Raw genomic sequence first — 25344 nt, 5'->3', positions numbered from 1 at the left:
GGTCCCCCGATATGAGCAGTTTGCCGGCAGTATCGCGATGCCAAGTCACGTTTGGCGAATGAGTGGGCACGTCACACGCGTTGCCAAGCAATAGGCATCGACATTCCGAGCACCATCCCTTTGGCGTCCGGAGGATTCATATCGACGTCCCCTTCGATCGTTTCGTACTGAAACATATCCAAAGGAAATGCCGGCGCGGTCTCGAGATAGCCTCCCATCGCGCGTGTCTTGGGGCGCAAAATGCGAAGGAAGCGAATCTGACCGCCATCGCCGAGCGTGGGCGTCTCATTGGGATCCTCGAACGTTGGCCAGTCGGGTTTGGCGAGGTCCATCGATGTGGATGTTCCGTCCCAGAGCTTGACCGCGACGGGCCGCTCTCGAATGCGGTCGAGCGCATCGTGAATGTTGCGGGTCAGGACAAGGACGAGGACTTCCTCAAGCTGCCCCGCCTGCTGATAAGCTGCCGGCACGAGCGATTGCAGCTTATGTGATGGGCCTTGCGCCGCCGGCTTGCATCCGATTGAGACCACGGATCCTGTCACCGATGCGATCAGATCATCCGTCGACACTCTCGACGCCACGCCATCGATGATGGCGTCGAACAGAGACATGGCCTCCGCGAACTGCCACCATAGCGATGGCGTGAAGGTAGAGAGCCTCGCTGGCGCCACGGCCGCCTGTGCTCCCGTCGCCTTCACGACCATCGTGACAGGGGCGTCGATGGGGACCTCGATTGCGCTCGTCAGCGGCAGGCACGCCACCGACAGCCAGCGATTTTCGCTCGGTGACAGGATCTCATCGGTGGTATCGCGCCCGATTCGGGCGCGCACCGCGACGTCGCCCGCAGGCTTGTATGTCTCGCCTTTCTCCGGTTTGTCCCGAGCCGATATGATCAGACGCAACTGCACGTTGCCGCCGGGCGGTACGTCCAGCGTCCAAGTTCCGGCGTTACCCAATTGAGTGAAGAATTGGAAGACGATGCTCCGTCTTGCACCGTCGTTCGTCACGCCGAATGTGATACGAACGAACTCACTGTCGCTGTCGTCGGTAAACCGAAAAGCCATCGACGAGCCGTCCAGATTTTCCATGTCGGAGATCTCGACCACGAGCCCTTCGTGCTCAGCGGGGAAGACACCGTGGGCGACCACGTCCTTGAGATCCCCAAAGTCTTTCGGCCCGAAATTCCGCATGATCTCGCGGCTGTTGGATAGCCGGAAGCGATTCGCTGCATCGTTCATCGCGAGGAGCCGCGGTTCGCTGTAGAATTTGTTGTACGTTGCCGGCGCCGGTCCTTGGCTGGTAAGGGCAGTCGCGGGATCGATGCTTTCGGGAGCCTCGAAACGACGAAATTTCAGCTTCACGAACGACCAAGGTACGAGGTCCGGTTTGACGGGCGTAATCATGAGACCGGCGTGGTCGAAGCGTCCGGCCTCGGTTGCGATGTCAAATGTGTAGCCGATCGGGCCGTCGATCCGCAGCGGCACAATCGCGCCACCGGACCCGGCTCCGCTCCGGATAGGATCCGGGCCCTGCTCTTGCCAGTATTTGAGAGCATCGGTCGGTCCGTCGGCGCCCGAGTCGATGTTGCGCTGGAGCGCGGTCCGTTCCGCAACCAATCTGTCGAGCGCCTCTCCGGTCGGCGGCGCGGAGCCGTCCGATGGATTCAAAAGCTTGTTGATAGTTTCGATCCGCGTTTTTCGTTCGGCTCGGGTCATCGGATGCCGGGCCATTTCGACCGTGGCATCGATGCCATCTCCGACGTGGAAATTCGGATAGAGCTGTTCGTTGAACAGGGCCAGCAACGGGGGAACCGTACCCCATGCCATGGCGCGTTCGGTCAGTGGCAGCACGATCGCAAGACCTGGACGCTTGGGACGACGATCGTTGGAACGATCCGCCAGTACCTTGTTCTGCCAGCTCGCGCTGCCGTTCGGTCCCCGATGACTGGAGCGCATGAATTCCGGTCGTCCGGGCCGCATCGCCTTGTAGCGGCTCACGATGCGCAGGCCAAAGCGCCATAGATTCATGCCGCCACGCCAGTCGAGGCTCTTGTCGAACAGGCGGGGTACCGGGTCGCTTGCCGTATGATCGCTGCGCCGCCTTCGGCCGCCATAGACATGGGCACGCTCGATGCGGCGCTCGAAGATTTCGCCGACGTCATCGTTGCGACGGTCTGAGAACGACGTTTCGAACAGCTCGCGGTAGCGGGGCTGCTCGGTTGCTTCAGCTCCGGCCGTCGCCAACCGGTACCACTGATCGTCCTGCGGCCTTCCGCGCCAGCTCCAGCGTTGCGATTCGAGCGCCGCGAGATGGCAATAGCGCAAGGCCGGATAAGTCGACTTTCTTGCTGTGACAGTCTCCGCCAGTGAAATCCATGCCTGCTCCGCATATTCAGGCGCGCGGCGCAGGTCGATGTTCAGTGGCTCTGTTCCGAAGATCTCGGGTACAGTTTCCGTCGCGACTTCGAGCGTCAGCACCAGTGGGCCAGCCAGCCGCATCGTCGCATCGATCGGACAACGCCTGAGCGTGGCCTTCACGGCCGGCGATAGCCGCTGGTCGCGGGTGAAAGGGCAAAGCTTGTCTTGCTGGTCCGGCAATCCCGCATAGACGCGCAACTCGTAGATGCGACCCGGCAAGAGCGTGGCGGTATCCCCGCTCAGACCTTCTCGTTCGTTCGAATCGACCTTGATGGTTAAGGACGGCGGCGCTGGAACGTGCCGACGGCCGGAGCCATCAAAGCCGAGCACGTCCTCAAGCGAATCCCAACCAGCTCCGATTGCGGCCATCTTGAACTTCTGGAAAGTCGGAAAGATACATACCAGCTCGCCGTACAATTGCGTCACGGCCGGATCATCGAGCGAGCGATCGTCCTTGGTCTTGTTCGGGCTCGTTGCTACGCCAAGTGCCGCGTCAAGCGCCTTGGCAACAACCGGGCGGCTGGCGACAACTAGATCGTCGAACAGGGGAGGGTTCACCCATCGCCCGTAGGTGCCAAATTCCACCGTCGGGCGCTGCAATTGGATTGTCATCTGGCGAGCGCCCGTCGCGGCACCGACCTGGATGCCGTCGAGCACGTACGTCGCGCGCATCTGGTGGCCCGATTCCGGCGCAATTCGCGGCTTACCAACTGCGACGCTTGCGGTTTTTCCAGAATTATCGAGCTGATTGACGGTCGGCGTCACGATCGGCGTCACGATCGGCGGCTCGATGTCGACGTCTTTGTCGGTCATGACAATGATCAGGACGTCTCGCCATTGCGCGATGTCGCCGGCGGGCTGCTGCAAGTCTTGCATTGCCGCCGGAAAATCGAACTCATCCTCGGCCCATTCCGGTTCATCAACTCCCGCGGCGATCGTCGTGATCGCGGTGAAAGCTTCGATCCGGATCGCCCCGCTTCTGGTAACGTCGTGCGTTAATGTCAGCAGGTCCTTGATCGCTTCGTCCGGCCCCGAGCGGCCCCGAAATGTGATGGTCAGCTTGCGCGCTTCGTTCGTTTCTGGCCACTCCATCCGGCCGATATCGATCCGCAAGCCCGGGGCAGGACCGGCACGGACTTCGAGGACGCCGGCACGTCCTTCCCGATCGAGGAAGAAACGCCCTTGCACATCGCCTCCGATGGTCACGGGAGCTGGCCGTATCGGCAGTTCGCCGGCGAGCGGCACGACACCGTCGGGAATGGCCTTGGCGCGGTCGCCCGCAAGCCTCGGCGCCCCGATCGGACGCGTTCGTCGGTAGAGCGCCGACCGACGCACCGCGTCGGTGCTGGTTGCGATCTTGATTTGTCCCTTGAGCGGTCCGGACGTCTCGATCGGCCGGATCGTCAATGGATCAGCAGGATCGCTGCGCAATATTGGAGGCAGGGTCGCTCCGTGGCCGATGACGTATGGGACGACGTGGAATGCGTAGCCGAACGACAATGCGAACAGGCGATAGTCGGTGGATCCAGCACCGCTCGTCGGTGGAAACCGATAGGCTTCGATGCGGCGCGGGAAGGAGGATGGAACATTTTCGAGCGCTGTATCGCTGGGCATTTCGGCAACCGGCGAGCGATTGTCATATGAAATCAACGCGGCCCGCACGCCGCCGATCTCCCCGACCTGCAATGGGACAGGATCGACAATGGCTCCGCTGGCCCAGGCAAGGTCACGGACCATCACCGCGTTGGCCTCACTAAGCACAGCTCGGGCCGAACCTGGTGACGGTGTGTCGGGAGCATGCAGCGTGGCGACGTTGAGGCTGCGCCACGCCTGGATCGGATCGCTCAACGCGCTGGTACGAGCCATCAGGACGCCGACGCCGGATAGGCGGGTCCATAAGTCGGCGGCGCCGGCAATGCTCTGGAGCTGATCGAAACGGAAAACGAGCGGAGGGGAATTAACGGTGAGCCGGCGACTGGAATCGTCACCGTCACCTGACTCGTCTGCCGCCGAAGGCACGAGCCTGCCGGCATGGCGAACGGCATCGCGGCGCGCAGCCTCGACCACGGCCTTCAGCAGGTTGGCAAGTTTTTCCTCATCACTGCCGGGACTGGTAGTTGCCAGTCCCGCGTCCGTGAGCGCAGCACCGGCGATCAGATCGTATAATGAAGCGGCTGGACGGGTGCCATCGGTGCGCTCGGCACCGACCAGGGCGGCAACACTGGCTTGAAGCCGCACGTCGAGAGGAAGCTTCGCGGTCGCTTCTTGCTCGTTTAGGGGCTGGGGCGCGTCCCATGTCAATCGTCCGGCCGTCAGTCCAGGAATGTATGGCCCGATCACGGCCAATGCGAGGTCGGCGCGCAGACCGGGGCCGGTGGTGATGCGATCCAGTGCCGTACGCAGCGGGGTCGCAGTCGCGTCGGGCCTGACGATAAAGACATCCGGAATGTCTGAAACATCGGCCTTCATCGACAGGTAGAACGCCCCATCAAGCAGGCGGTCGGCCGGCACGGGCGTGGAACCGGCAGCCGACAATGTGACGACAACTGCCGCATTGTCCGCTGGTCGGATGATTGCAATCTCGACGTGGATCGCTGCGCCACGGGTGACCGTCGTCGAAGCGACGGAAGCGCCATCCTGAAAAATGGCAACATCCAACGTGGCGGACGCCGTCGTCCCAGCGATACGAATTTCGGGAGGGGTGGGGCGCCCTGGCGCTGCCACGAATGCGACCGTCAGGCTGAAATCGCCCGCCGGCGGCGTGAGGGCGATATCGAACGAAACATTCGTCGGTGCTGCGGGCGCTATGGGAGCTGCGGATGCGGCGCCGGCGAGGTCCAGCAGTGCGCCCGGTACCGGTGAGGCGGCTCCTGGGCCGAACGCCTGAGCGTTGGGCGGCAAACTTAAGGTGCGTGCCGCGATGATTCGAGGCGTAGCGATCGCTAACGGATGCGGACCGGCGGATGAAAGATCCGGTCCACCGAGCCAATTGCGCGCGACGAACTTCCGCAGGCCGTCATCCGCCTCGATACTCTCCATTTCGCGGACGATGGCCGACCCCGGCGGATCAAGCGGCAAGCCGAGCAGCCCTTTCAGTCTGCGTGAGCTGACGGAAGCAAAGCGGGCGCGGAGCAGATTATTGCTGACGCTTCCGGGGTCACGTTCGGCAGCGCCCAGGATCAGGGCCGCGGTGAGCTTCCAGTGGTCGGCTTGGCGGAGGGAAAGACCCTCCAAAATCGAGAAGCCGGGTGGCAGTGCAATCGCGGAAGCGGTGCTGCGTTTGCCCACGACCCACCATGCGATCGAATCCAGGGCCACGAGAAACTTCGGCGTCGTTTCCGAAGCAAGATCATGGGCGAGCGCGCGTCGCAATTCGTCACCGCCCGCGGTCTTCGTGATTTCAGTCGTCACGGCGGCATCCAGCACGCCGAGCACACGGGCGAACGGATCGACGACTTCGGCGATCCGTCGTGACAGAGAGGCGGCCCAGTCCTCATCGGTCAAGCCGTGCCCGACGGCCGGCCTTTTGATCAGCATGGTCGCCATGTCGATGAGCCGCTGGGGATCGGCGGTCGGACTGAGATCGTCCCAGGACAAGCTCGGTCGCATGTCGACAGACCCGGTCGCGAACATGGGCCCGGGGCCAGGACCGGTGGCCGGCGCAAGATCGAGGCGACAGAATTCGCCGTTCAGATCCGACATCACGACGGGGCCGGCCGGATCGATCGTGTAAGTGCCGCCGCCTGACGGACCAAACAAGGGTGCCGCGATGAAAGTGGTGCTCTTGTCAGGCGCTGGGTCGATCGTGAAGACGGTAAATACGTTGGTGGCAACCGCAACCGGATGCGGCAATCCGGTCAGACTCTCGACAAGCCCAAAGACGGTGCGCCCAGCCACCTCTGCCGTACCCGCCGGCATGCACAAGGCAGCTTCAAGGCCACTCGTGTTGACGATTGATGTGATTTCCTCTTCGAGTCGACGATGAAAGCGCCGGGTTCCGTCCTGCCCGGGAGGATCGAAATCAACTGGTGCGTTGGCGGCCGCAGTGATGATGGTTCGACCATCCAGATCCTGGATGGTCGGACCACCTGCCGCCTCGACGATGCGCCAGAACCGCCAGGCCGCGGCATCGTGCGGATTCCAGTTGCCACTGCCGTCCGCCAAGTGCCACTTCCAGGGCAGGATCTCATCGACAGCGCCCGCCGCGAGCGCGCCGTCCGAACCATCGATCACCGCACTTACCCGTAGCGAGATCTGAGCCTTGTTGCTCACGTCAGGCAGACGGTCCGCCTGGACCTTTATTCTGAGCTTGCGCGGATCGGGAGCCATTGACGAAGGGTCCTTCGGGGTAGAACAAGATCAGGCGTAGGAATCGGAATAGCCTTCCGACTGCCTCTTCTCGCCGGCGAACTGATATTCGACATGTTGGCAGACCCGCAGCGTGTAGAAGACGCTGATCTTGAAGCTCAGGCGGAGCGTCCCCGAGCCGATCATCAGCGAGCCGTCGTAGGTGACCTCCAGCAGCAGCGAAATGGCCGCCGTGATCAGGCCGGCAACGTCGACGTTGCCGCGCGCAAGTATGAAGACTGAAATTGCGGTGGTGTTGCCACCGGGGCCGGTCGACCACGTCATGGTTATCGAACAGCCGACCTGAAGCCAGACACCGCCCGACACGACGCCAAAGTTGAAGCCTAGCCCAACGCCGGCGACGATGCCCACCTCGAGGGAATAGGTCAGTATCGGATGCGGCTTGGCGACCGGGAGGAACGACAGCCGCTGGGTCAGGAATCCGCCGCCGTTCAGGATCCAGACGCTCAGTGTGAACGGCATTGTCTTGGTGGCGACCGACAGTTCACACATCAGCTCGAATTGAGGAACCGCGGCGATGCCGAACAGAATGTGCAACGAAAGATTCGAGATGCCGAACACGCCAAGCTGCAAGTCCGGCAAGTCGATGTCGAGCGTGGCGGCGATGCCGGCCGACACGCCGCCGCGCATCAGCGGTTCAATGACCAGCCCATCCCCCTCACCGGAAGCAGCGAGGAAATCAGTCAGGAACGCGAGGGCGTCGGCGAGTTCGACCCGTTCCGGGTCAATCTTGAAATCGATCTTGCCGGTGTCGTCAAAATACAGTCCGGTCTGACGAAAGGTCAGGATGTCCTGACCACCTGTCACGACCCGCCAGTCACCAAAGATGCGTCCATTGAATGTCTTTTGGCTCCCGTCGCGGCCCACCGACATGCGCGCCTTGGCATTGAACTTGGCTGCATCAACAACGATCTCGACGGGGCCGAACGAAAGCAGCGGCGCAGGCTCAGTAAACGGGACATCGATGTCGGTCTGAAGCCAGGCACGCATCTGAACATTGTCGAAACCGTGCTGAACCTTGATGGCCTTGGAGTCGTCAAGATCCGGGAAGGCAAATCTCTGAAGCAGGCCGCGAAAGTCGATCCCGCCCATATTCGGTATGAGATCTGCGACCGACAATTGCTTCAGCTTGTCCGGTATGAACTGCTCGGCAAAGCCACTCGAGGGCAACCGCACGCCAAACGATTGAAGCATGTCCCCGACCGCCTTGCCGGCCTTGTCGGCCGCCGCAAGCGTGTCCGAGACCCGGTTGACCAGTGCAATCGCCGGGGTCATATCGACGACCTTGTTGGCCTCGGTGAGCACGTAGGCGACTTCTGGACGATTGAAGCCGAGCCGATCCGTCTTCGGAGGATCGCCAACGGCACGCAAGACCCGTAAGGTGTCGCTGCCTTCCTGATAGATCCGATTGGCCTCGTCGGCCAATTTAACGGGGTCCGTTCCCAGCGCATCGCGCAAGGTCTCCTGGACCGCGCCGGAGATCTGTCGCGCACGATTTTCGACCTCACGCGTGACACGTTCAGCTTCTGCCGCGGCACGACGCTTCAGATCTTCGACGGAGCCCTGTGCATCATTGATGGCTTGCTTTACCGCCTCGTTAAGCCGCTTCTTGTAGCCGTCGGCATCGAGGGCGTTCTGCAGCCAGTCGGCGACCTTTTGCGCGTCCTTGCGTATCTCTCCTATGAAGTTGTCGAATATCGCGCAGGCATCCTTGAGTTCCTTGCCCACGTCATCGATCGCGGTGGCGATGCCAGCAGCGAGCGTGTCGAGTACCTTCCCTAGGCCGGCTCTGACAATTTCAGCATGCGCAACCACAGCATTCTCGATCAACCCGCTGGTATCAGCTACGGCGGTCAGTGCTTCATGGATTGCTGCGCCGGATTCGGTGTCGTCTTCCGGATCTTCGGGAGCCGAGAGGACGATGATCGCATCGGCTATTCGGTCGAAGATGCTGGTTGCCTCGGCAAGGCCCGTGTCGATCGTATCCTCAAGAAAAACGACGAGGCCGCGCGCGGCTTTCTGCGCCTCGGCGATGATCTGGTCGAGTTTGGTGCCGAGCGTCTGGATCGAGCCACCCGCAGTTGCTAGACGGGCCTTCAATGCGTCTTCGAACTGCTTGAGTGAGGCCTCATAGGAGGCAAGAGCCTTCCTCGTATCGTCACTGATCGCAGCACCGAGGTGAGTGAGCCCGTCGGCGGCTGCAATTGCCTGCCCCAACGTGTCGTGGATGGCCGGCAGGATGCGGCGCGCCGCCATAAGCGCTGCAGCGTCGTCGATATGCGAAAGTTCGGTATCGATTTGCTGGGCCTGCTTGCGCAGCTCGTCAAGCGTCGCGCTTGCGGATGCCGCGATCGACCCATTGACCATCGTCGCCGCGCCGACGTCGTCCTTCAGCGTCTTGAATGTATCGTGGATTTTGGCGAGCGCGGCGGGAATTGACAGGTCTTGCGCTTCGCCGAGCGAAGCGCCGGCCACTGCCTTGATGGCATCGAGATCTGCCGTCACCCGTTTTGACAGCAGCTCGATGTCAGCTCGCACTTCGTCCGCCACCGTGGCGATCCGGTTCTGCAATCCTGACAGATTGTCGATCAGGGTGGAGCGTTCGTCCGGGGATAGCCAGGCATCCTCGCTGTCGAGAAAGACGCTTACGTCTCGAACGATGCCGGCCATGTTGCGTATCGGCCTCAATCCACCGTCGAGCGTGGAATCGATCGTCTCGCGGGCGACCTTACGCAGACGATCGACCTGTCCTTCCACGGCGTCGTTCAATCGGTCGGCGAGCGAGACGCAAGGCGATTTTGGGTCGATCCTGCTCAGATCGATCGAGCTGAGCGATTTCTTGACATCGGTCGTCGCGGACCTGAGATCGCCGACGAAACTGGGATGGTCGAGCGCGGCGCCGATGGCTGCGATGGCGTCGATCTTGACATCGGTGAGAGGTTTTTCGGGATCCAGTTTTTCGAGGACACCGAGCGCCTGGCCGACTTTGGCATCGATGGCCGCCCGCAAGTCGGAGCTGCTTTGCGTGAGTGACTGCCCGAAGGTCGTCAGCGGGCTTGGGGCTCCTACGGCGGTTAGCGCTGCGGCGCGGGCGATCGTTATATTCTTGAGTATGGTGCCGGGGCCGCTGGGAGCCCGACCATGGGTGAGGACAGCCGGTTCCTTCGCGCGAACCAGAGCGACGGTCATCCGCTCAAAACCCGGCGCGTGCGCCGGTTCCGATGGCATCATCGCGTCGCTGAGATTCGCGCTGTTGGGCTTCATGCGACCCGCGGCCGGTGGCGGTAGATCGACGAAGTCGACGTCGCGTACCGCTCGCCATGCGTCGGTGTCGTCTCCGCTTTCGCCATCGACCACGGAAGTGTAGAAGACGAGCTTTTCCGGCTCGTCGACTTCAGCGGAAATTTCGCCGCCACCCTCTCCGGCCAGCAGGAAACGAATCTGCGGCTTCGGATAGATCAGGGAGGGATCGTCCGGATTGATCGGGGGATCGTCGGGCTTCGTTGGGGCCAGCACCTGAGGCAGGTTCGCGAAAGCCCTATTCCATAAGGGCACCTGCCAGCCTTCGCGGCGTACATCGCCGCCCCAGCGGCTATCGACACGGATCTTGCCCGACTTGAACTCCACGCCGACGAGAAATCCGGCGGCGGCGATTGATTTTCCGTCTTCTGGATAGCGGCGCACCGGCTGCAGGAGTTCGACGTACTCCTCGACCTTGCGAAGGATGGGGCGCCCGGCGTGTTCGTCTTGCAGCAGACCGATCGGGTCGAGATTGAAGAATTGCGCTGAAGGTACAACGGACCGCTCGTAGATGATGACGTGCTTGGCTCGATTCCAGAGGCCACCGATACGCCCGATCCGCTCGAGTTTGTAACGGTGGACCCGGCCCTGGCCGGTCTCGGTCTCAACGACAGTTTTCTTTTCGTCGAACAGCGCCCGCTGGCCACCATAGCCGCCGTGCGCGGAGAGATGGACGCCTTTTGCCGAACCCCCGTCCGCATCGGGGCGGCTGTAGACCTTCATCAAGATATTGGCGCTTTCGAACGCCCACGCGACCCCGCCGGGAAAGCTCTCCTGGTCGTCCTGACTGGTCGAGAAGGTCTGGGTGAGCTTCTTCGATTCGATCAGACCAGCGGTGTCCGTCGGGATCTCGCCTTGCACGGGCCAGCGGAGCGGGGTCGCAGGTCCATGCGCCGGATCCGATACTCCGGTGCGCAGCCGGAAACTGACGCCGTCCTCGATCTTCAACTCGGCATCGGGACGGCCGCTCCACAGCTTGTCGACGGCAAGTCGTCTGCGCTGGGCACGCAGCACGAGGCTGGCGAGTTGAAGATGGCCCCTCAGTGTCGCGCGAGATGCGCTCGCGGTGTCCGAGATAGCAGACACTGGCGCCCCAATCGTTGCACCAATCTCGGTCACGAAGGCGTCGGTGGTCTTGTCGGTCGTGTTGATCCGGGTTGTCAAACCATAGAGCAGCTCGAGCCGAAGCTCCTTCAAGCGAGAACCCGGGGTCCGCATGGTCGGATAGCCCATGTTACGACGCAGATTCCAGCCTGGCTCGCGGAAGTTGGTGTCGGAAAAGGTGGGATCGACCTCCAGGCGCGCGTGTGCGCCGAACCGGGCGGCCGCCGGGCGGGCTGGTTCGATATCCTTGGGCGCGCCGGCGATCGCGGTCGCGTTCTTCTCCATCGCTTCGCCGATGACCTGAGGCGGCAGGACCATTCGCACCGTCTCGTTTGGATCGAGCACGCGCCAGGATACGTCACCTTCGTCGCTCCATATCGCGACTTCGTTGCTTTGATCGGTGGCGGCTCGAGCCGGCTCGACATACTCCACAGCCGCGACCCGGAAGGGCGTCGGGTCGATGACCAATGCCAGCTGTTTCGCAGCCGCGGTGGTGGTCGTGGTCGCTCTGATCGCGCGCAGCGAAAGGGAGACCGACTGGTTTTGGCCCGGCGCGAGCGATTCCGTTGCGACCAAGGCCTGGATGATTTTTTCATCGTCCGGTTGCTTGGGCCCGCCGCCGTAGTTCAATTCGAACAGGAGCGGTTCGTCCGGATCATCCGAGATCGGTGTCGGACGCCCCAATAATTGCCTGCGGATCTGGGGAGGCAGGTCGTCCTGGCCGATTGGCTTCACGCGCTCGACCGGAAATTTGACGATCGCCTCCAATTGTGCATCCGGCAGCTCGTCGCCTCCGGATCGGGCAATAAGCCCGGTCAGATCGGCCTTGGTGACCATCGTGAGGTCCGGGACCTTCAGAAGCGAGAAGCCCAGCGCACCGAGCGCTATTTCGGAGCCATCCGTGCTTTCGAGCGAGAAGCCGAACTTGATCGTCGGGACGGCTCCCAGATCGTCGCTCTGCGTGATGGCGGGCTGCCATGCCGGTCCGTCTGTGCATGCGCTGGGTAGCACATCAGTGCTGGCTGCGACGAACGGCGCGGAAATGCGGGCCTTGCAGACCGGCGTCGTGCCCTCGGTCGCGACCATGCGAGCGAAAGTCGCCGTGCAGGGAGAGGCGAAGCGGGGATCCTCGCCCGGCTTGCCTTTGTCGACGAGTTCGAATGCGGTGACGCCCTGCCACATATCGGGAATGAAGCGCGGCTCGAAGGACAGGAAAGCCGTTTGGCGCCGTCCGTCTGCCGCGTCCTTGACGGTGCCGGTGGTCGGCACGATGATACGACGCCAGGCGGAGTTTTCGCGCAACAAACCGACGACGTGCCATGGTGTTCCGCGCTCCGAACTGCGTTTGGTCAGCGCGGGCATGACGCTTAGTGGCGTGCCGTCGCGGACCTTGCGCAGACTGTCATGCTCATCTTTGATGACGGCATCAAACGCATCGATCACGAAGTCGGTTATCTTATCGCGGCGCTGAAGCTTTGGATCCGCTTTGGGGTCGACATTGAGCGGATCGAGGCGGGCGGCGACGATCCAATGTACCGGTCCGAACGGCTTGAGGCCACGCGAGCCGATGTCACCGACGCGTTGCTCCTGGGAGAAGCGGACCCGGCCCTTGACCGGCAAGAGCTCGGGTTTTGAAAAGAACCGCTTGAGAATATTGCCTATCTTGCCGCTATAGCTCCAAAGGGTGAGCTCGAAGCGCAGTGCGACCCGGATGATGTCGTAAGAGCTCGCGCCCTTATTGAATTGATGCTCGACCGCGCGAAGCCCGAATTCCCGCCGCGGCCGGCTGGGAGGCTGGCTAGGGATGCCTTGGTCGACGAACAGAGGGATTACGTCGATTTGATCGGTGGAAAGATTCCCGTCATCGGGTTTGACGATCGCGTCGATGAGATCGGCGTTTTGATACCGAAGTGGAACGATGCTAAGGGCAGGTTCATCGCGATCCCAAGGACCAATCGTGAGCGCAATTTGAATTAGTTGGCAAAGCGCGCCTCTGGGTGCTGCCGCGGCTCTCCACAAGGATTGGGTCGTTGTTGCCTGCGCGAGATCGAGGCCCACGTGAAAGCGGGTATCGTAGCGATCGCCATAGGTGGCGACTTTGGGCCTGATCCAGTGGCCGTTCAGGGCAAGGCGGACTTGAAGTCTGACCGCGAGTGCTTTGAAGTACCCGGACTTTCCAGCCACCGGCGCGATGACGAGCTTCGATACCTGCCACCGCGGCGCTGGCTTGTCGGCCAGCGTGCGGGCCAGGGCGATCGTATCGAAACGGGCGAGCGGACCTTCATCGAAGACGTCCCAGGCCATCTGCTGACGCTTGATCGGATCGTTCTCGCTCGCGTAGTCGGTAGGTGCGCGATACGCCGTAAACAGAGCGATGCCGCGGAGTTCGATCGCCGATGCGGGCGGCGTCGGGTCTTGATCGTCATCGACATTGACGTGCCCCAGGAGCGGGTCGTTGGCGCTGCCGTCATGATAACGTGCGTTTGTCGCGTAGACAGGATTGTCCGGAACGAACGGATTGTCGCGATCTCTGAGGAGGTTTTTCAGGACGGCGAAATCGTAGCAAACGTAGCGCCATTCAATGCCGTCAAGGTCATTGGTGCCGATGACGACGGCCTCGAGCGGTCCGTCCGATCTGTCTTCCATCGCGCGAACGGCGATAAAGCAAATTCTAGCCGGCCCAGCGACGCCCGCCATGTTCTATCCCCTAAGAAAAACGCCGTGCCCGAAAATAAGAAGTCTTGAAATTGCATCGGGACGAAATAGTCTCCGAGCCTTCATACAACTTGCCGTAGAACGATCGATCGGTCAATATCGAACGTGTCCTCACCCACCGGCGATTGCGAGAAGCAACATGACCGTCATCGATCCGCATTTGCAATGGATGTACGACGACACACCAGCCCGCGAGCGGGCAATGACACGTGTGCCGGTCACGTTCGAGTGGCATGGCGATCTTGCCGAACTCATGGCATTGGGGATGCGCCTGCACGCGACTGCAGGAGGCATCATCTCGGCCGATATGCCGCTGTCGAGCCTTACCGAGGTCCACCGCCTGGGAATCGAATATATCGAACTCGCGCGCTCGCTTTACTCGCCGCTCGACGTCAGCCGATCCGATATCAGGGCCAATCAGCTTCAGCCCGTGATCGGAAGCGAGGTAGGGCGGGGGGTGATAGTTGGCATCGTGGATACCGGCATCGATTACACGCATGCGAGCTTCCGCAAGCCGGATGGGAAGACTCGTATTCTCTCTATATGGGATCAGCGCCTCGAATCCGTGCCGGCGCGACGAGGCCGCCCGCCCCGGTTTCCCGCGGAGGGCTCGCCTGGGAACAACGTTGACGGTACGGCTCGGCGTGGCGTGGAATTCACCGAAGATGCCATAAATCGCGCCTTGGCAGCCGGTGGTCGGCCGTTGCGCACCAAAGACGTGCGTGAAGAGCCGCATGGAAGCCATGTCATGGGAATTGCTGCGGGCAATGGCGCAGCTTCGCCCGGCAGCCCGGCGACTGCGTTCGTTGGAATCGCTCCGGCAGCGGACCTGATCGTTGTCGCAACCAGGTTCGACGCCCTGGGATTTGCGCTGATCCGGCAAGGGATCGAATACATCCAGGAACGGGCGAAACAGCGCAACTGTGCTTGCGTCATCAATCTGAGCCTGGGGGGATCTTTGGGTGCACGAGACGGCCGGAGCTTCGATGAAAGGGCAATTGATGCGGCGCTGGGCACCGAAGGGCGCGCCATCGTGGTCTCTGCCGGCAACGATGGAAACAAGAACAAGCATGTTCGAGGCAGGATTGCGCGCGGTGCGGCGGATCGGATCACTTTCCGCATCGATGACAGGCAGATCGCTAAGAGGATTGATATTGAAATCTGGTACGGGCTGAAGTCGACCGCAGAAAGAGTCGATCTCACGATCGCCGATCCGTCGGGTGCCTCGATGTCGCTTGCGGCAACTGACGACCCCATCCGGGGCACACTCGGACGATCGACGGTGAGTATCGCATCCAGCATTGCCATACCTCGCCACGACAAGAACCGGATCAGCATAGTCCTTCAGTCGAATGGTCCGAGAATCGCCCCTGGAACATGGTCGATTACATTGAAGGGTACTATCGTGGGGACCGGAGCTGACGCCGGCATATATCACGGCTATCTGAACGCGCCAGGACGCAAGGGCATTCCTCCGACCGCGTTCACTTCCTTGCAAACGAGCCCAGCGAGTACGGCCAGCATTCCGGCAACCGCTCTCAAAGCCATCTCGGTCGGAGCATACGTCACGAAGCCTTCTGCCGACCTGCACAAACCCGCCGCCTTCTCGAGCCAGGGCCCCACACTGGATGACCGCCAGTTTCCCACTCTGTGCGCGCCGGGCCAGTGGATTACGTCGGCAAGAGCGATCAACGCGAAGCCGAGCCCCGAGAATGACGTCGCCGGCAAGCCATTTACAGCCATGAAGGGGACCAGCATGGCGGCTCCGCATGTCGCCGGCGTGGTCGCGGCGATGCTTCAAGTGAAGCCTGCACTCAAGCAAGATGAGATCGCCAAGCTTCTTGTTGACCATGCCGACGCACCGTCAACGCCACTCCCCAACACCTGGGGGCATGGACGCGTCAATGCGCTGAATTCCGTTACTGCAGCGAAGGCGCCGGCCGGTAGCTGATCGGAATGCGGACCGGACAAACAGAGGGGCTCCCTTCGGCGCAGCGCCCAAACGATGCTGATGATAGCTGCTGTTCACCATCGTTCGCAGTCGCCACCAGTCTGCATTCGAACACCTGATGAGGGCAGGTTAGCATCAGCCGCACGGTCTATAGGCGGCCAACATGGTTGGCCTTCTGCCATTTAAGTTCGATGTCGTCAGCGACGTAGTTGGGCGGCTTCGCCGTGCTTTGATCGAAGTAGTGCTTGAAGTCCACGTGGGCTTTCAGATTGTCCGGACGATACTCGCCGATCCTGTCGTATAGCAGGACCGATCCTGACGCGAAGCGCGTATAGACGGAGTTGTGCATTGGTGAGGTGGATGCGCCTGTTTTCGGGTCCACCGGGAGTTGGCGCACGCCGGCCCTGAGCAATCCACCCGCCTGTTCATTGTGCTGAGGACCTGCGGGATCAGGCGAAAGTCGCAGCACGCTACCGTCATGCTTGAGGCCATTCGGAATCAAGGATGCCCCCGCGACCATCCAGTTCAGCGCCACATCCGACAGGCGAGCTTCGTTTTCCAGGTAGCCCCCGCCGATATCAGCGTGGACGCCCGGAAACCAGACCTGCTCGAAATACAAATTGCCCAGCGCGTCGCGTTCGTCCTCTTTATCCGCCGTCGGCGACCAAGGCACCCTCTTGAAATCAGCCCGGTTCTCGTCGATCGAAATTGCATGCTTGGCGTAGCCGACATTTCTGTTGAGCGTGGTGTCATAGAATTTGTGTTTGGGGGGTGCCAGATGCAACGTCAGCATCCGCTTCCAGAAACTATAACCCGGCAGAGGCGGCGCAATCTTGAGATAGTTCATGACAAAGGCGATTACCGCCGCGGCGACGCCGAGGTAACTCAGGATACGGGCGAAAAGCCCGGCCCAAGGGAAAACGGGTTCGACCAGGCTGCTGCCCCAATGCAGAGCGAACAAGAACGCAATGCCGAAGACCACCAGCGCCGGCCCAAGATATTTGTGCCCGAGAGCCGCCACCGTATCGAATACGCCGATGAAGTAAGGAAATACGTTCGCCTGCTCGGTGCGTCCGACGGTCTGAGAACAGCCATGTTTCTTCCTGAATTCCGCAGCGATGGCGTCGCGGGTTTCAAGCAGGAATTGGTGATAGCCCTTGGTATCCTTGCGGCTATAGGACGGGCAGAACTGATAGACGTTCTTGACCGCATGCTCCGCGAGCTTGTGGATGCTTTTGGAATCGCGGCGCAACGGCGAGCCGTCGGACAGGTTACGCGGGATGCCGCACGATGACATGACGCCCGCAACCGAGCGCACAGTATATGCGCCGCGACTGAACCCGATCAGATAGATGCGATCACCTTCTTCGTACAGGCTAATGATTGCCGCATAGCAGTCGACAATGTTCCGGGTGATGCCGAGCCCAGTCGCCATGCTGGCGAGATTGTACAGCCAGCGCATCCAGCCGATTTTGAAGTGACCACCATCGGATGCTGAGCCAAGTCCGGCATCGTAAAAGGCAACCTGTTCGGCTGGTTCTACCTTTGTGTCCGGGCCTACACGGCACGCCCGATAGAGCTTGTAGACGTTCGTCCGTGCTTCGTCGAACTTGATGCCGCCGGCTTGGCCTGTGCCGTCGGAGAAGATCACGATATTTTTTGGCATCGCACACCATTCCCCAAAAGTACCCCACTAAACGACCCATATCATGGAGGCAGCCGATAAATGCATCGTCCGGGCCTACGACGCGCTCGAATCCTGCGCGCACCAAGCGAAGCTTGCATGCAACGTTCGTTCGTCCGCGGAAGCCATCCTTACAGGATAGCCTGGTCGGCGCGGCACGCTTGCGCCAGCTGGTGAGGGCTGAGAGATCGCCGCTGCTCAGAGGATAATCTGGATCGCACGTCTTGCTTGGAGGGCCGTCTATCCAGCTTTGCTCCCTGAGGCAGCCAGGCCAGCGCCGTGCCGGAGGATGGACGTCGACGGCTCGAGAGACACTATGCGTGAGCTCAGGGATAGAGCTGATAAAAGAGCGAGTCGATGCGGCTTCTGATTTCTTTCGCTGGCGAACGGGGAAATTACCTCGGCCTTGGCATTATCGGCCTGCCGCTGCGGGTCGTCGAACGGATCGTTTGTAGCCAGATTGCGAAGTCGCGCGATGTCGTGGATGATGTCGATGGCCAGCGGACATTCGATAAATATGCATCGGACACGCCAACTCGGCCACCTTTATTCCCGTCCATCAATGAATGGGTAGGATCCAACGAAAGAGGCCACCCAACTGGGAGGCCTCCTCTTTTTTTGCTTGGTGTGCGTTCGAACTCGTCTGAGGAGTGACCTTTCTGGTCAATGAACGCTCTGCTTAATCTGACCCCTTAAAACACCAAGGTAGAGCCGGAAGGTGCAGGAACTCGTTCTAGCGACCGGCATTCAAAAGACGGAGCATTGGGCCTCCTTCGGTCTTCACCAGCTCAAATGGTGGGTCGGCCTAAACCGTGCAAGCCCCGTTTGCCCACGGCGCCCCCCTTAACGCTTACCTTGGGATAGAGAACGCTTGGCACACCATTACAATTGCTATGGGAAGAACATCCTCTGCGCGACCCATAGCCTTCCCGAGAGCGGCCGATAACCGTTTGTTGTTGTTGGGTTAAACCAAAACTGGGCGGCTGCGCCGAAGATGGCCAGCTGCCAGCTTGGGATCAAGTTTCCTCCACCGAGCCTACGGATGCGATCGGAGTGCATCACCGTCCATACCGCCATCGGCGCTCCACAGAGCCGGATCTGCTCCTTGGCCGCTATGCTCCGAGGGCAAGCTTGTGGTTAGTGAAATACCGGCTCTTGATGGCTACACTGGACGAGTTGGTGACAGCGTTTGCTCGCGCCAATCGGCATCTTGCGCAATTGATCGCCTCGGTCGATAGGCGGCCAGCTCGGTAGCCTCATTCTCATCCATTATTTCAGAGGCGACGAGGCGTCCTACTAGCGGACCGAGAGTTATTCCGCCGTGCATGACCGCGACGTATATTGTGCGATCTTCGTCAAGAGCGCCAATCATTGGCCGACCATCCGCCGGCATCGGACGGACGGCAATGGTCCACCTTTGTCCCATTTCCGCGAAATTCATGATCCACTGGCTTGCGGAGCTAATGAGAGAATGGCGCTCCTCCTCCATTCGCTCATGCTCGGGTGCGCCACCAGCGACCGGAGCGACGCCAGCCAGAACGCCGCCGTGGTCGCCCGGCCTGACATGAAGCTTATCTGCGTAAACAGCTCGTCGCACACCTTGCGAGCCGAGCGAACAAGAAAGATCCACAAGAGGCCCAGGTGCTGCTGTCAGCCTAATTGGAACGAACCTGGCGGACATGAGTAGCGCGTTGGTATCATTGCCGGCCGCTAGCACGAGGGAATCGAATGCCTCAATTCCGGACGTAAGGCGCAGTCGTGCCTTTGACTGTAGTCTCTCAAGACCCAGTACACGCTCTCGCCTATACTGAACCGCAAATTGTCTGGTGGATGCGTCTATCAGAGCGCGGCATAGTGCTCCCGCATTCACCCATCCTTCTTCCGGAACGAGAACCGCTTCGGTGGCGATATCAGCAATGATAGCCGGCTCGAGCCGACTTGCGGTAGCTGGTGAAATGAATTCCACCTGACTTCCGTACTTGCGAACGGCCTTGGCGTTCTGCTCGAGCTTCGTCGCATCATTCCCGAAAGAAGCAAGCCGCAGCGTTCCAGTTGTGTGGAGGTGGCGCTCGCTTCCGAGGTCGCGAGCGATCCTGCTATGGTATTTGATAGCCTCGAGCCTGAATGGCAGGTCGGCTTCGGCCTGGCCGAACGCATTAAGACATGCAAATGATGTGGAGGAGACGCCAGTCCCAGGTTCGCCGATATCGAAAATGGTCACTCGGGCGCCGGCCGTTCCCAGGTGATAGGCAATGGCGCTGCCAATGATGCCAGCCCCGACGACTGCGATTTTCATCAGCTTCTCCTTCCTGGAACGTCCGCTCAAGCACTGGCGGTGAGGCCGCCATCGATGCGGAGAATTTGGCCGGTCACGAAGCGGGATAGCGGAGACACGAAGAAGTGCACAGCGCCCGCGACATCCTCAGGTGTCGCCAATCGCCCGAGGGGAATGTTCGCAGTGGCCCGCTCAAATGCGGCCGCGTCGTCTAAAGCTTTTTCGTTCTTCTGCGTCCGCACCACGCCAGGTGCGACGCCATTTACGGTGATGCCGTGCGGCCCCAATTCAGTTGCCAGTTGCTTCAATAGCACGGCGAGCCCGCCTTTCGCGGCGCAAAAGGCGCTATAGCCGCGGTTTCGGACACCAAGCGATGAGCGAAGGGAAAGAAGATGGATATGGCTTCCGCCTCTTCCGGCCGATAATTGCTGAGCAGCGACCGCCTGGGAGAGAAACATTCCGGCACGCAATGTCTTCGAATAGACCTCATCGAAGGCTTCCGGCGTCACCTCGAACAGCGTCTGCTCCTTGTTGAAGCCGGTGCAGTTCACCAGAATGTCTAAAGAACCATGTTGCTGCCTCAGCGAAGCAGAAAGCAAGTGCACCGCGCCGACATCGCACGCGTCTAACTCGACACCGTGGACCGAGCAACCTCGGGTGCTCAGTTCAGCGGCAAGAGCTTGCGCCCGCTCGCTTCGTCCCGCAACGATGGTGGTCGCGCCGGCCAGGGCCAACATCTCGGAGATTGTTTTACCGATCGCTCCGTAGCCGCCAACGATCAATGCCACTTTGCCATGCAAGCTCAATGGATTCTGGCAGCCTACGTCCACCCTCTGAACGTTCATTTCAATCTCCCTCAAATTTTGGTGCGATAGTGTCCATGATCTACTGTCGAGCTACCTCGAATTGCGCGCAAGTTTTGATGCCCGAAATTCCGCCGGCCCGTATTGGCCCTTGAAGACCGGTCCGAGATGTTCTTTGGCGCTGCCCCCGAGCCGGACGGTCCCACCAATACTGCGATCTTCGGCGAGTTTTCCTTCGAAGCCATAGAACAGGGAGATCGGTATCTGCTGGTGCACAGCCTCGAAGCGAATATGTCCGCCATGAACCTCACCGGAAAGCCGACCGGAAGACGATCCGGTGTGATGGAATCCAGATACAAGTGCCTCATTTTGCTCGAGGTCGAGATGATGTGTCGCCGAGCCATGAAGGAATTGAACTTCGATGCGCCAACTCCCTGAGAAGTCCGTTTCTGCTGGAAGCCTCGAGCGAGGCTCAGCAATACAGCGGGGCTGATTAAATGCGTCTGCCAAAGCACGGCCAACTATTTCCGCCTCATCGTCGCGGAGATTGACGGGATCCAGTACGATTGAGGTCGGCGTTGACCAAAAATCATGGATAAGAATGCGTGGGCGCCGCCGTAAGAGCGCAAGCCTTAGATCTTCTGCACTGAATGCAACGTCATTCTGGTCCCAGCTCACCTTCAGCCGAACGGCCGTGACAGAACCAGGCCAGGACAGCACCTCAGTCGTAACACCTGGCAAAAAGTTGAGCTGCGACTCAATCTGCTTTAGGCGCGGAAGCCATTGGTCACGTTCGTTCGCGGCTGTTCGAAAATTGATCCAGCGATCGAGTGCGACGACAGCGCCCACGACCTCCTCCTTGCCGACCTTCATTGCACGGCCGAAGGCTTGGTGGGGCGCTCCGTTCCACCAGATTGCCTTGCAAAGCCGTTCACGACCAAGCACGATCGCAGTGGATTGTGGCGCCCGGATATATTTTCCGCCCGCATAAACCACCAGGTCGGCGCCACATTTGATCCAGCGGTCCGGCATTTCTGGTGAAAGCCCGGCGGCCTCGACGAGAATCGGCACGCCGCCTGCCCGGGCGAGAGGGAGGACTGAGCTTATTGGCAAGGCAGACGCTGAATCCATGCGGCCAAGCAAGCAGATCATTGCGGCGCTTCCGTCCAATGCCTCTGCCAGCTTTTCGACAGTGGCAACACTCACAATCTCGCCGCCTGCGATACGGATTGCCTGTTCATAGGAGAACCGCTGGTCAGAGGGGATCAGTACCTTCCTGCGCGGCCCCGATGTTTCCGGCAATCGCAACATCAATTCCGGATTGTTTCCGGCGATGCACGCCGCAGTGGCTAACGCTAGCGTCGCCGCGGTGCCGGCGGTAATCACACCCCATTCGGCGCCCGTGAGTTGAGCGAGCCGTTGACCTGTAGCTTCGGCCAGTTCGTCCATGTCCACGAAAGCTTCTGCAGCCGCGTTCATGGCTGCGATGACTTCGTCACTCGGATTGCTTGCTCCATATAGGGTGCGGACGCCGGCGCATTGAATGAACGGCTCGACGCCGATTTCGCGAAAGATCCAGCCTCGTTCGGCTTCTCGTTGACGCAGATCGCGTCGCTGCAGGAGTTCAGGCCGGATGGTCACGCCAGCCACCTCGATGCAGATACGAAGCACGCCCGGATAACCAGTATTTCACGGCCAGGTTCACGATGCCGAGCTGTTTTGGGGCTTCGGAAGGCGCAACGCTCAAGCAAGGCGTCATAGACAAGGACATGGGAGGTCCTCCTATAAGGAACCGTACCACGCGCTTCGATCATGCCTGCCTCCAGACGGTTCGATAATCTGCCCGTAGCTGTCGTCAAAGAGACCGGCTCGCCAAGGCAGCCGAGGAAGCTGCGACGAAGATGCTGATGACCACATACATTGCCGGGCCGGGTGAGGGCACGCGAATGGACGCCACGTGAGCGGCGGCAAGCAGCAGGAAGCAGATGTTCACGAGCCACTCGAATAATTCGGCACTGATAGAAGGCTGGAGAAGGAACAAGAGAGCCAATAGCGGAACGTCGTACGACAGGGGTACACCGAGAAAGTGCCCGTCGGACGATCGGCCGAAATTTGCAAAATAGCTTAGCCTGATTGCTCCCGCCACGAGTAGAGCAGTGGCGGTCGCGAGGGAAAGGATGGAAGCGTGGCTGAGCTGAATCACGATCGCGGAGGGCAGAACGGCTCCGTAGATAATGTCTCCGAAGCCATCCAGGCTCTTGCCCATTTTCGCAACGCCTGGATCACGATTCAGCGTGCGGGTGGCCACGATTCCGTCGAGGTGATCTGCTAGGACAGCCCAAAGCGCCACTGCCACTGACAGCTCAAGGTCTCCGGACAGAGCGAGGAATAGGCTGGCGGAAGAAAAAACAAGCCCCGCCGTTGTGACGGCGTTTGCGGGATCCCAAAGGTATCTTAGCATTGGCACCTCACTGATCCTGCTGGTCATGCGATCGGCGAGTGCCGTGCGCTGGTGAGAAGATCCGCTCTGCGATGTGCAGATCTTCGATGGTGTCGATTTCGCACCATTTGAGATCATCGCATCGCGCGGCTGTAAGCTGAAGGCCGCGCCGCTCGACCAGATAACCAAGAAGCTCCTCAGTGTAAGCCTGCCTGGATCCGGATCCGATAATTTCATTTAGGGCTGGAACGACCGTTTCTTTGAGGGTCGCGCCAGAAAATCTTAGCAGGTTCATGGTTTTGAATAGCTGCGGCCCGGATGGGACAATATCGGCTGCCGTTTGCTTCATCCGGAAACCTGTGATCAAGCCGTTATCCGACAGAAGAACTGCCGAGCCTTCCATCAATTCGTCGAACGGAGCTACTGCTGCCATATCGCTCGCGGAACTGATCAGGCGGCGCAATGCATCTTGCTCGAAGAAAACGTCTCCCTCGAGGAGAAGGCAGTCTCCCGAAAGCAGTGTGTCACGGGCCAGCCACAGGGAATACGCGCTGCCGGTGCGATCGAATTCTGTCGATTCGACGTAGTTGATGTCGACCCCGCCGAAGCGGTTGCCACAGGCATACTGGATGGCGTCCTTGCGGTAGCCGACGACAATCGTCACCTCACCGAGGCCGACGGCGTGCAGGTTCCGCAAGGCGTTATGCAGGATTGGCGTGCCGTTGACTTCGACGAGTGGTTTGGGCCGTAGATCTGTCAGCGGCCGCAGACGTGAGCCAATGCCCGCTGCAAGTACGACAGCGTGGCGAGGAAATCCGGGCATGGTACGAACCCTCATAATTCCAAGGACGGAAGAATTCTCCAGGACTTCATTTCCACGTGTTCAAAGTTGCGGACAGGCGCCGCAAGCCCTTGTCGAGCGAGCCAAGATCAACTCCATAGGAGAGCCGGACCCCGTCTGGATCGCCAAAGACCGTGCCCGAAACCGTCGCGACGCCAGCGTCCATCAGCAATACATTGGCGACCTCATGGGCGTCGAATTCCGGGCCGGGCCCCCTGATGTTTCGCCGCCATTGTTTGAGATCGAGATAGAAATGGAATCCGCCTTGAGCTGGGGGTGGAGGTATCGACTTCAGCGTCGAGAGGACCGCCAGCCCCAGCGTTCGCGCTTCGCTGACCTGACGTTGAAGTTTCTGTTGGAAGGCGCCATCACCGGAGTCCAAATGATGGAGCAGTGCATGCTGGGAAATGACGTCTGGACTGCAGGCCGTATCGCGTTGTAGTGCCAGCGCGGCGCTAATGACCGCTGTCGGACCGGCGAGATAGCCGATCCGCCAGCCGGCTAGAGCCAGAGATTTGGAGAACGAATTGACGATTAGAATGCGGTTGCGCGCTGCAGGAGCCACCGAGACGAGGGAATGATGAGTGTGGGGAGCATGGGCGAAAGCCCCGTAGCATTCATCGAAAACAATCCACAGATCTCGTTCGGCCGCAAGCCGGGCAATTTCCGCAAGAGTTTCGTAATCGTAAATCGTACCTGTCGGATTGTTCGGTGTGTTGACAACGATCACTTTTGTCTTTGACGTGACCGCCGAAGCCAGATCTGAAAGCTTCGGGACGTAATTGTTGTCTCTCGTCTCGATGAAGATCGGCACTGCGCCTGCCAACCGAACCTGCGCGGGAAAGGAAGTCCAATGTGGAGCTGGGATGAGTACCTCATCTCCAGGATTCAGAAGTACCATAGCTGCGATGAAGAGAGCGTGTTTGGAGCCGCTCGTAACTGCGACTTCGTCCGCCGACCAGGATTGACCAGTGTCGGTGGAAATTCTGCGAGCGATCGCGTCGCAGAGCTTCGTCGAGTTCTCTATCTCGGTATTGCAGTTATTGCGATTGATCGCGATGATCGTGCCTTCCCGCACCATTGGCGCTAAATCACTCTGGATCTCCTCTTTGGTCAGATCGATGATTTGGTCGCCGCTCGCGGCAGCTGCTCTGACCGCAGACAACGCGGCAGCAGTGTCTGGGTATTTAAAGAAGGCCGTTCGCTCCGCCAGCATGCATGCTCTCCGTCAATTGGGCATGTCACCATCAGCGCTGCGAGGCCAAACGTGTCCAGTAAGCAGAAGGACAACCTGCTGAAGCTGAAGCGGATGTTCATCAATCAATTGACGGCTGTCGGTGCGTGAGACTCCCCAAAGGGCCGAGGAGCTGCTGCCGAAGCATGCCATCAACTTCGGTCCCAGGACGAGCTGCCAGTCATCGTGAGTCCTTGCGCCGGATTGCGCGG

The 25344-nt window shown here is 60.2% G+C and carries 11 protein-coding genes; 2 read left to right on the top strand and 9 right to left on the bottom strand.

Annotated elements, in window-relative coordinates; translation table 11 throughout:
- Positions 1-71: 71 nt before the first annotated feature.
- A complete protein-coding gene (locus ACVWZM_RS09000) occupies positions 72-6746 on the bottom strand; it encodes a hypothetical protein (protein ID WP_456852708.1) in 6675 nt (2224 codons plus the stop codon).
- 30 nt (positions 6747-6776) lie between these two features.
- On the bottom strand, positions 6777-13886 hold the full coding sequence (locus tag ACVWZM_RS08995) for a hypothetical protein (RefSeq protein ID WP_456852706.1): 7110 nt from the start codon (positions 13884-13886) through the stop codon (positions 6777-6779).
- A 157-nt stretch (positions 13887-14043) separates the two neighbouring features.
- On the opposite strand from ACVWZM_RS08995, the gene ACVWZM_RS08990 reads away from it, so the two are divergent.
- Positions 14044-15855, top strand: coding sequence for a S8 family serine peptidase (locus ACVWZM_RS08990; protein ID WP_456852704.1), 1812 nt, complete (start codon positions 14044-14046; stop codon positions 15853-15855).
- Positions 15856-16003: 148 nt separating this feature from the next.
- Here the strand turns inward: ACVWZM_RS08990 and ACVWZM_RS08985 are convergent, their stop codons facing one another.
- Complete coding sequence (locus tag ACVWZM_RS08985) at positions 16004-17521, bottom strand: DUF2235 domain-containing protein (RefSeq protein WP_456852702.1); 1518 nt, start codon at positions 17519-17521, stop codon at positions 16004-16006.
- Positions 17522-17896: 375 nt separating this feature from the next.
- Here ACVWZM_RS08985 and ACVWZM_RS08980 point away from each other — a divergent pair, with 375 nt between their 5' ends.
- Complete coding sequence (locus ACVWZM_RS08980) at positions 17897-18193, top strand: hypothetical protein (protein WP_456852700.1); 297 nt, start codon at positions 17897-17899, stop codon at positions 18191-18193.
- A gap of 508 nt (positions 18194-18701) precedes the next feature.
- Here the strand turns inward: ACVWZM_RS08980 and ACVWZM_RS08975 are convergent.
- From ACVWZM_RS08975 to ACVWZM_RS08950, 6 genes are all read right to left on the bottom strand, one after another.
- On the bottom strand, positions 18702-19835 hold the full coding sequence (locus ACVWZM_RS08975) for an NAD(P)/FAD-dependent oxidoreductase (RefSeq protein ID WP_456852698.1): 1134 nt from the start codon (positions 19833-19835) through the stop codon (positions 18702-18704).
- Positions 19836-19861: 26 nt separating this feature from the next.
- The gene (locus ACVWZM_RS08970; RefSeq protein WP_456852696.1) at positions 19862-20659 is read right to left on the bottom strand and encodes an SDR family NAD(P)-dependent oxidoreductase; all 798 of its coding nucleotides are present in this window, start codon (positions 20657-20659) and stop codon (positions 19862-19864) included.
- A gap of 51 nt (positions 20660-20710) precedes the next feature.
- Positions 20711-22258, bottom strand: coding sequence for a hypothetical protein (locus tag ACVWZM_RS08965; RefSeq protein ID WP_456852694.1), 1548 nt, complete (start codon positions 22256-22258; stop codon positions 20711-20713).
- 214 nt (positions 22259-22472) lie between these two features.
- Positions 22473-23078: a CDP-alcohol phosphatidyltransferase family protein gene (locus ACVWZM_RS08960; RefSeq protein WP_456852692.1), complete on the bottom strand. Its 606-nt coding sequence runs from the start codon at positions 23076-23078 to the stop codon at positions 22473-22475.
- 7 nt (positions 23079-23085) lie between these two features.
- A complete protein-coding gene (locus ACVWZM_RS08955) occupies positions 23086-23880 on the bottom strand; it encodes a phosphocholine cytidylyltransferase family protein (protein WP_456852690.1) in 795 nt (264 codons plus the stop codon).
- A 46-nt stretch (positions 23881-23926) separates the two neighbouring features.
- On the bottom strand, positions 23927-25114 hold the full coding sequence (locus tag ACVWZM_RS08950) for a pyridoxal phosphate-dependent aminotransferase (RefSeq protein WP_456852688.1): 1188 nt from the start codon (positions 25112-25114) through the stop codon (positions 23927-23929).
- Between the last annotated feature and the right edge of the window lie 230 nt (positions 25115-25344).

The organism is Bradyrhizobium sp. USDA 4501 (genome assembly GCF_054062115.1).
Note: the sequence above shows the minus strand (reverse complement) of the source record. Positions and strands in the feature narration are given on the sequence as shown.

Excerpts from the sequence above, each read along its gene's own strand:
- ACVWZM_RS09000 (WP_456852708.1), bottom strand. The coding sequence starts at position 6,746 with ATGGCTCCCGATCCGCGCAAGCTCAGAATAAAGGTCCAGGCGGACCGT.
- ACVWZM_RS08995 (WP_456852706.1), bottom strand. The coding sequence starts at position 13,886 with ATGGCGGGCGTCGCTGGGCCGGCTAGAATTTGCTTTATCGCCGTTCGC.
- ACVWZM_RS08990 (WP_456852704.1), top strand. The coding sequence starts at position 14,044 with ATGACCGTCATCGATCCGCATTTGCAATGGATGTACGACGACACACCA.
- ACVWZM_RS08985 (WP_456852702.1), bottom strand. The coding sequence starts at position 17,521 with ATGCCAAAAAATATCGTGATCTTCTCCGACGGCACAGGCCAAGCCGGC.
- ACVWZM_RS08980 (WP_456852700.1), top strand. The coding sequence starts at position 17,897 with ATGCGGCTTCTGATTTCTTTCGCTGGCGAACGGGGAAATTACCTCGGC.
- ACVWZM_RS08975 (WP_456852698.1), bottom strand. The coding sequence starts at position 19,835 with ATGAAAATCGCAGTCGTCGGGGCTGGCATCATTGGCAGCGCCATTGCC.
- ACVWZM_RS08970 (WP_456852696.1), bottom strand. The coding sequence starts at position 20,659 with ATGAACGTTCAGAGGGTGGACGTAGGCTGCCAGAATCCATTGAGCTTG.
- ACVWZM_RS08960 (WP_456852692.1), bottom strand. The coding sequence starts at position 23,078 with ATGCTAAGATACCTTTGGGATCCCGCAAACGCCGTCACAACGGCGGGG.
- ACVWZM_RS08955 (WP_456852690.1), bottom strand. The coding sequence starts at position 23,880 with ATGCCCGGATTTCCTCGCCACGCTGTCGTACTTGCAGCGGGCATTGGC.
- ACVWZM_RS08950 (WP_456852688.1), bottom strand. The coding sequence starts at position 25,114 with ATGCTGGCGGAGCGAACGGCCTTCTTTAAATACCCAGACACTGCTGCC.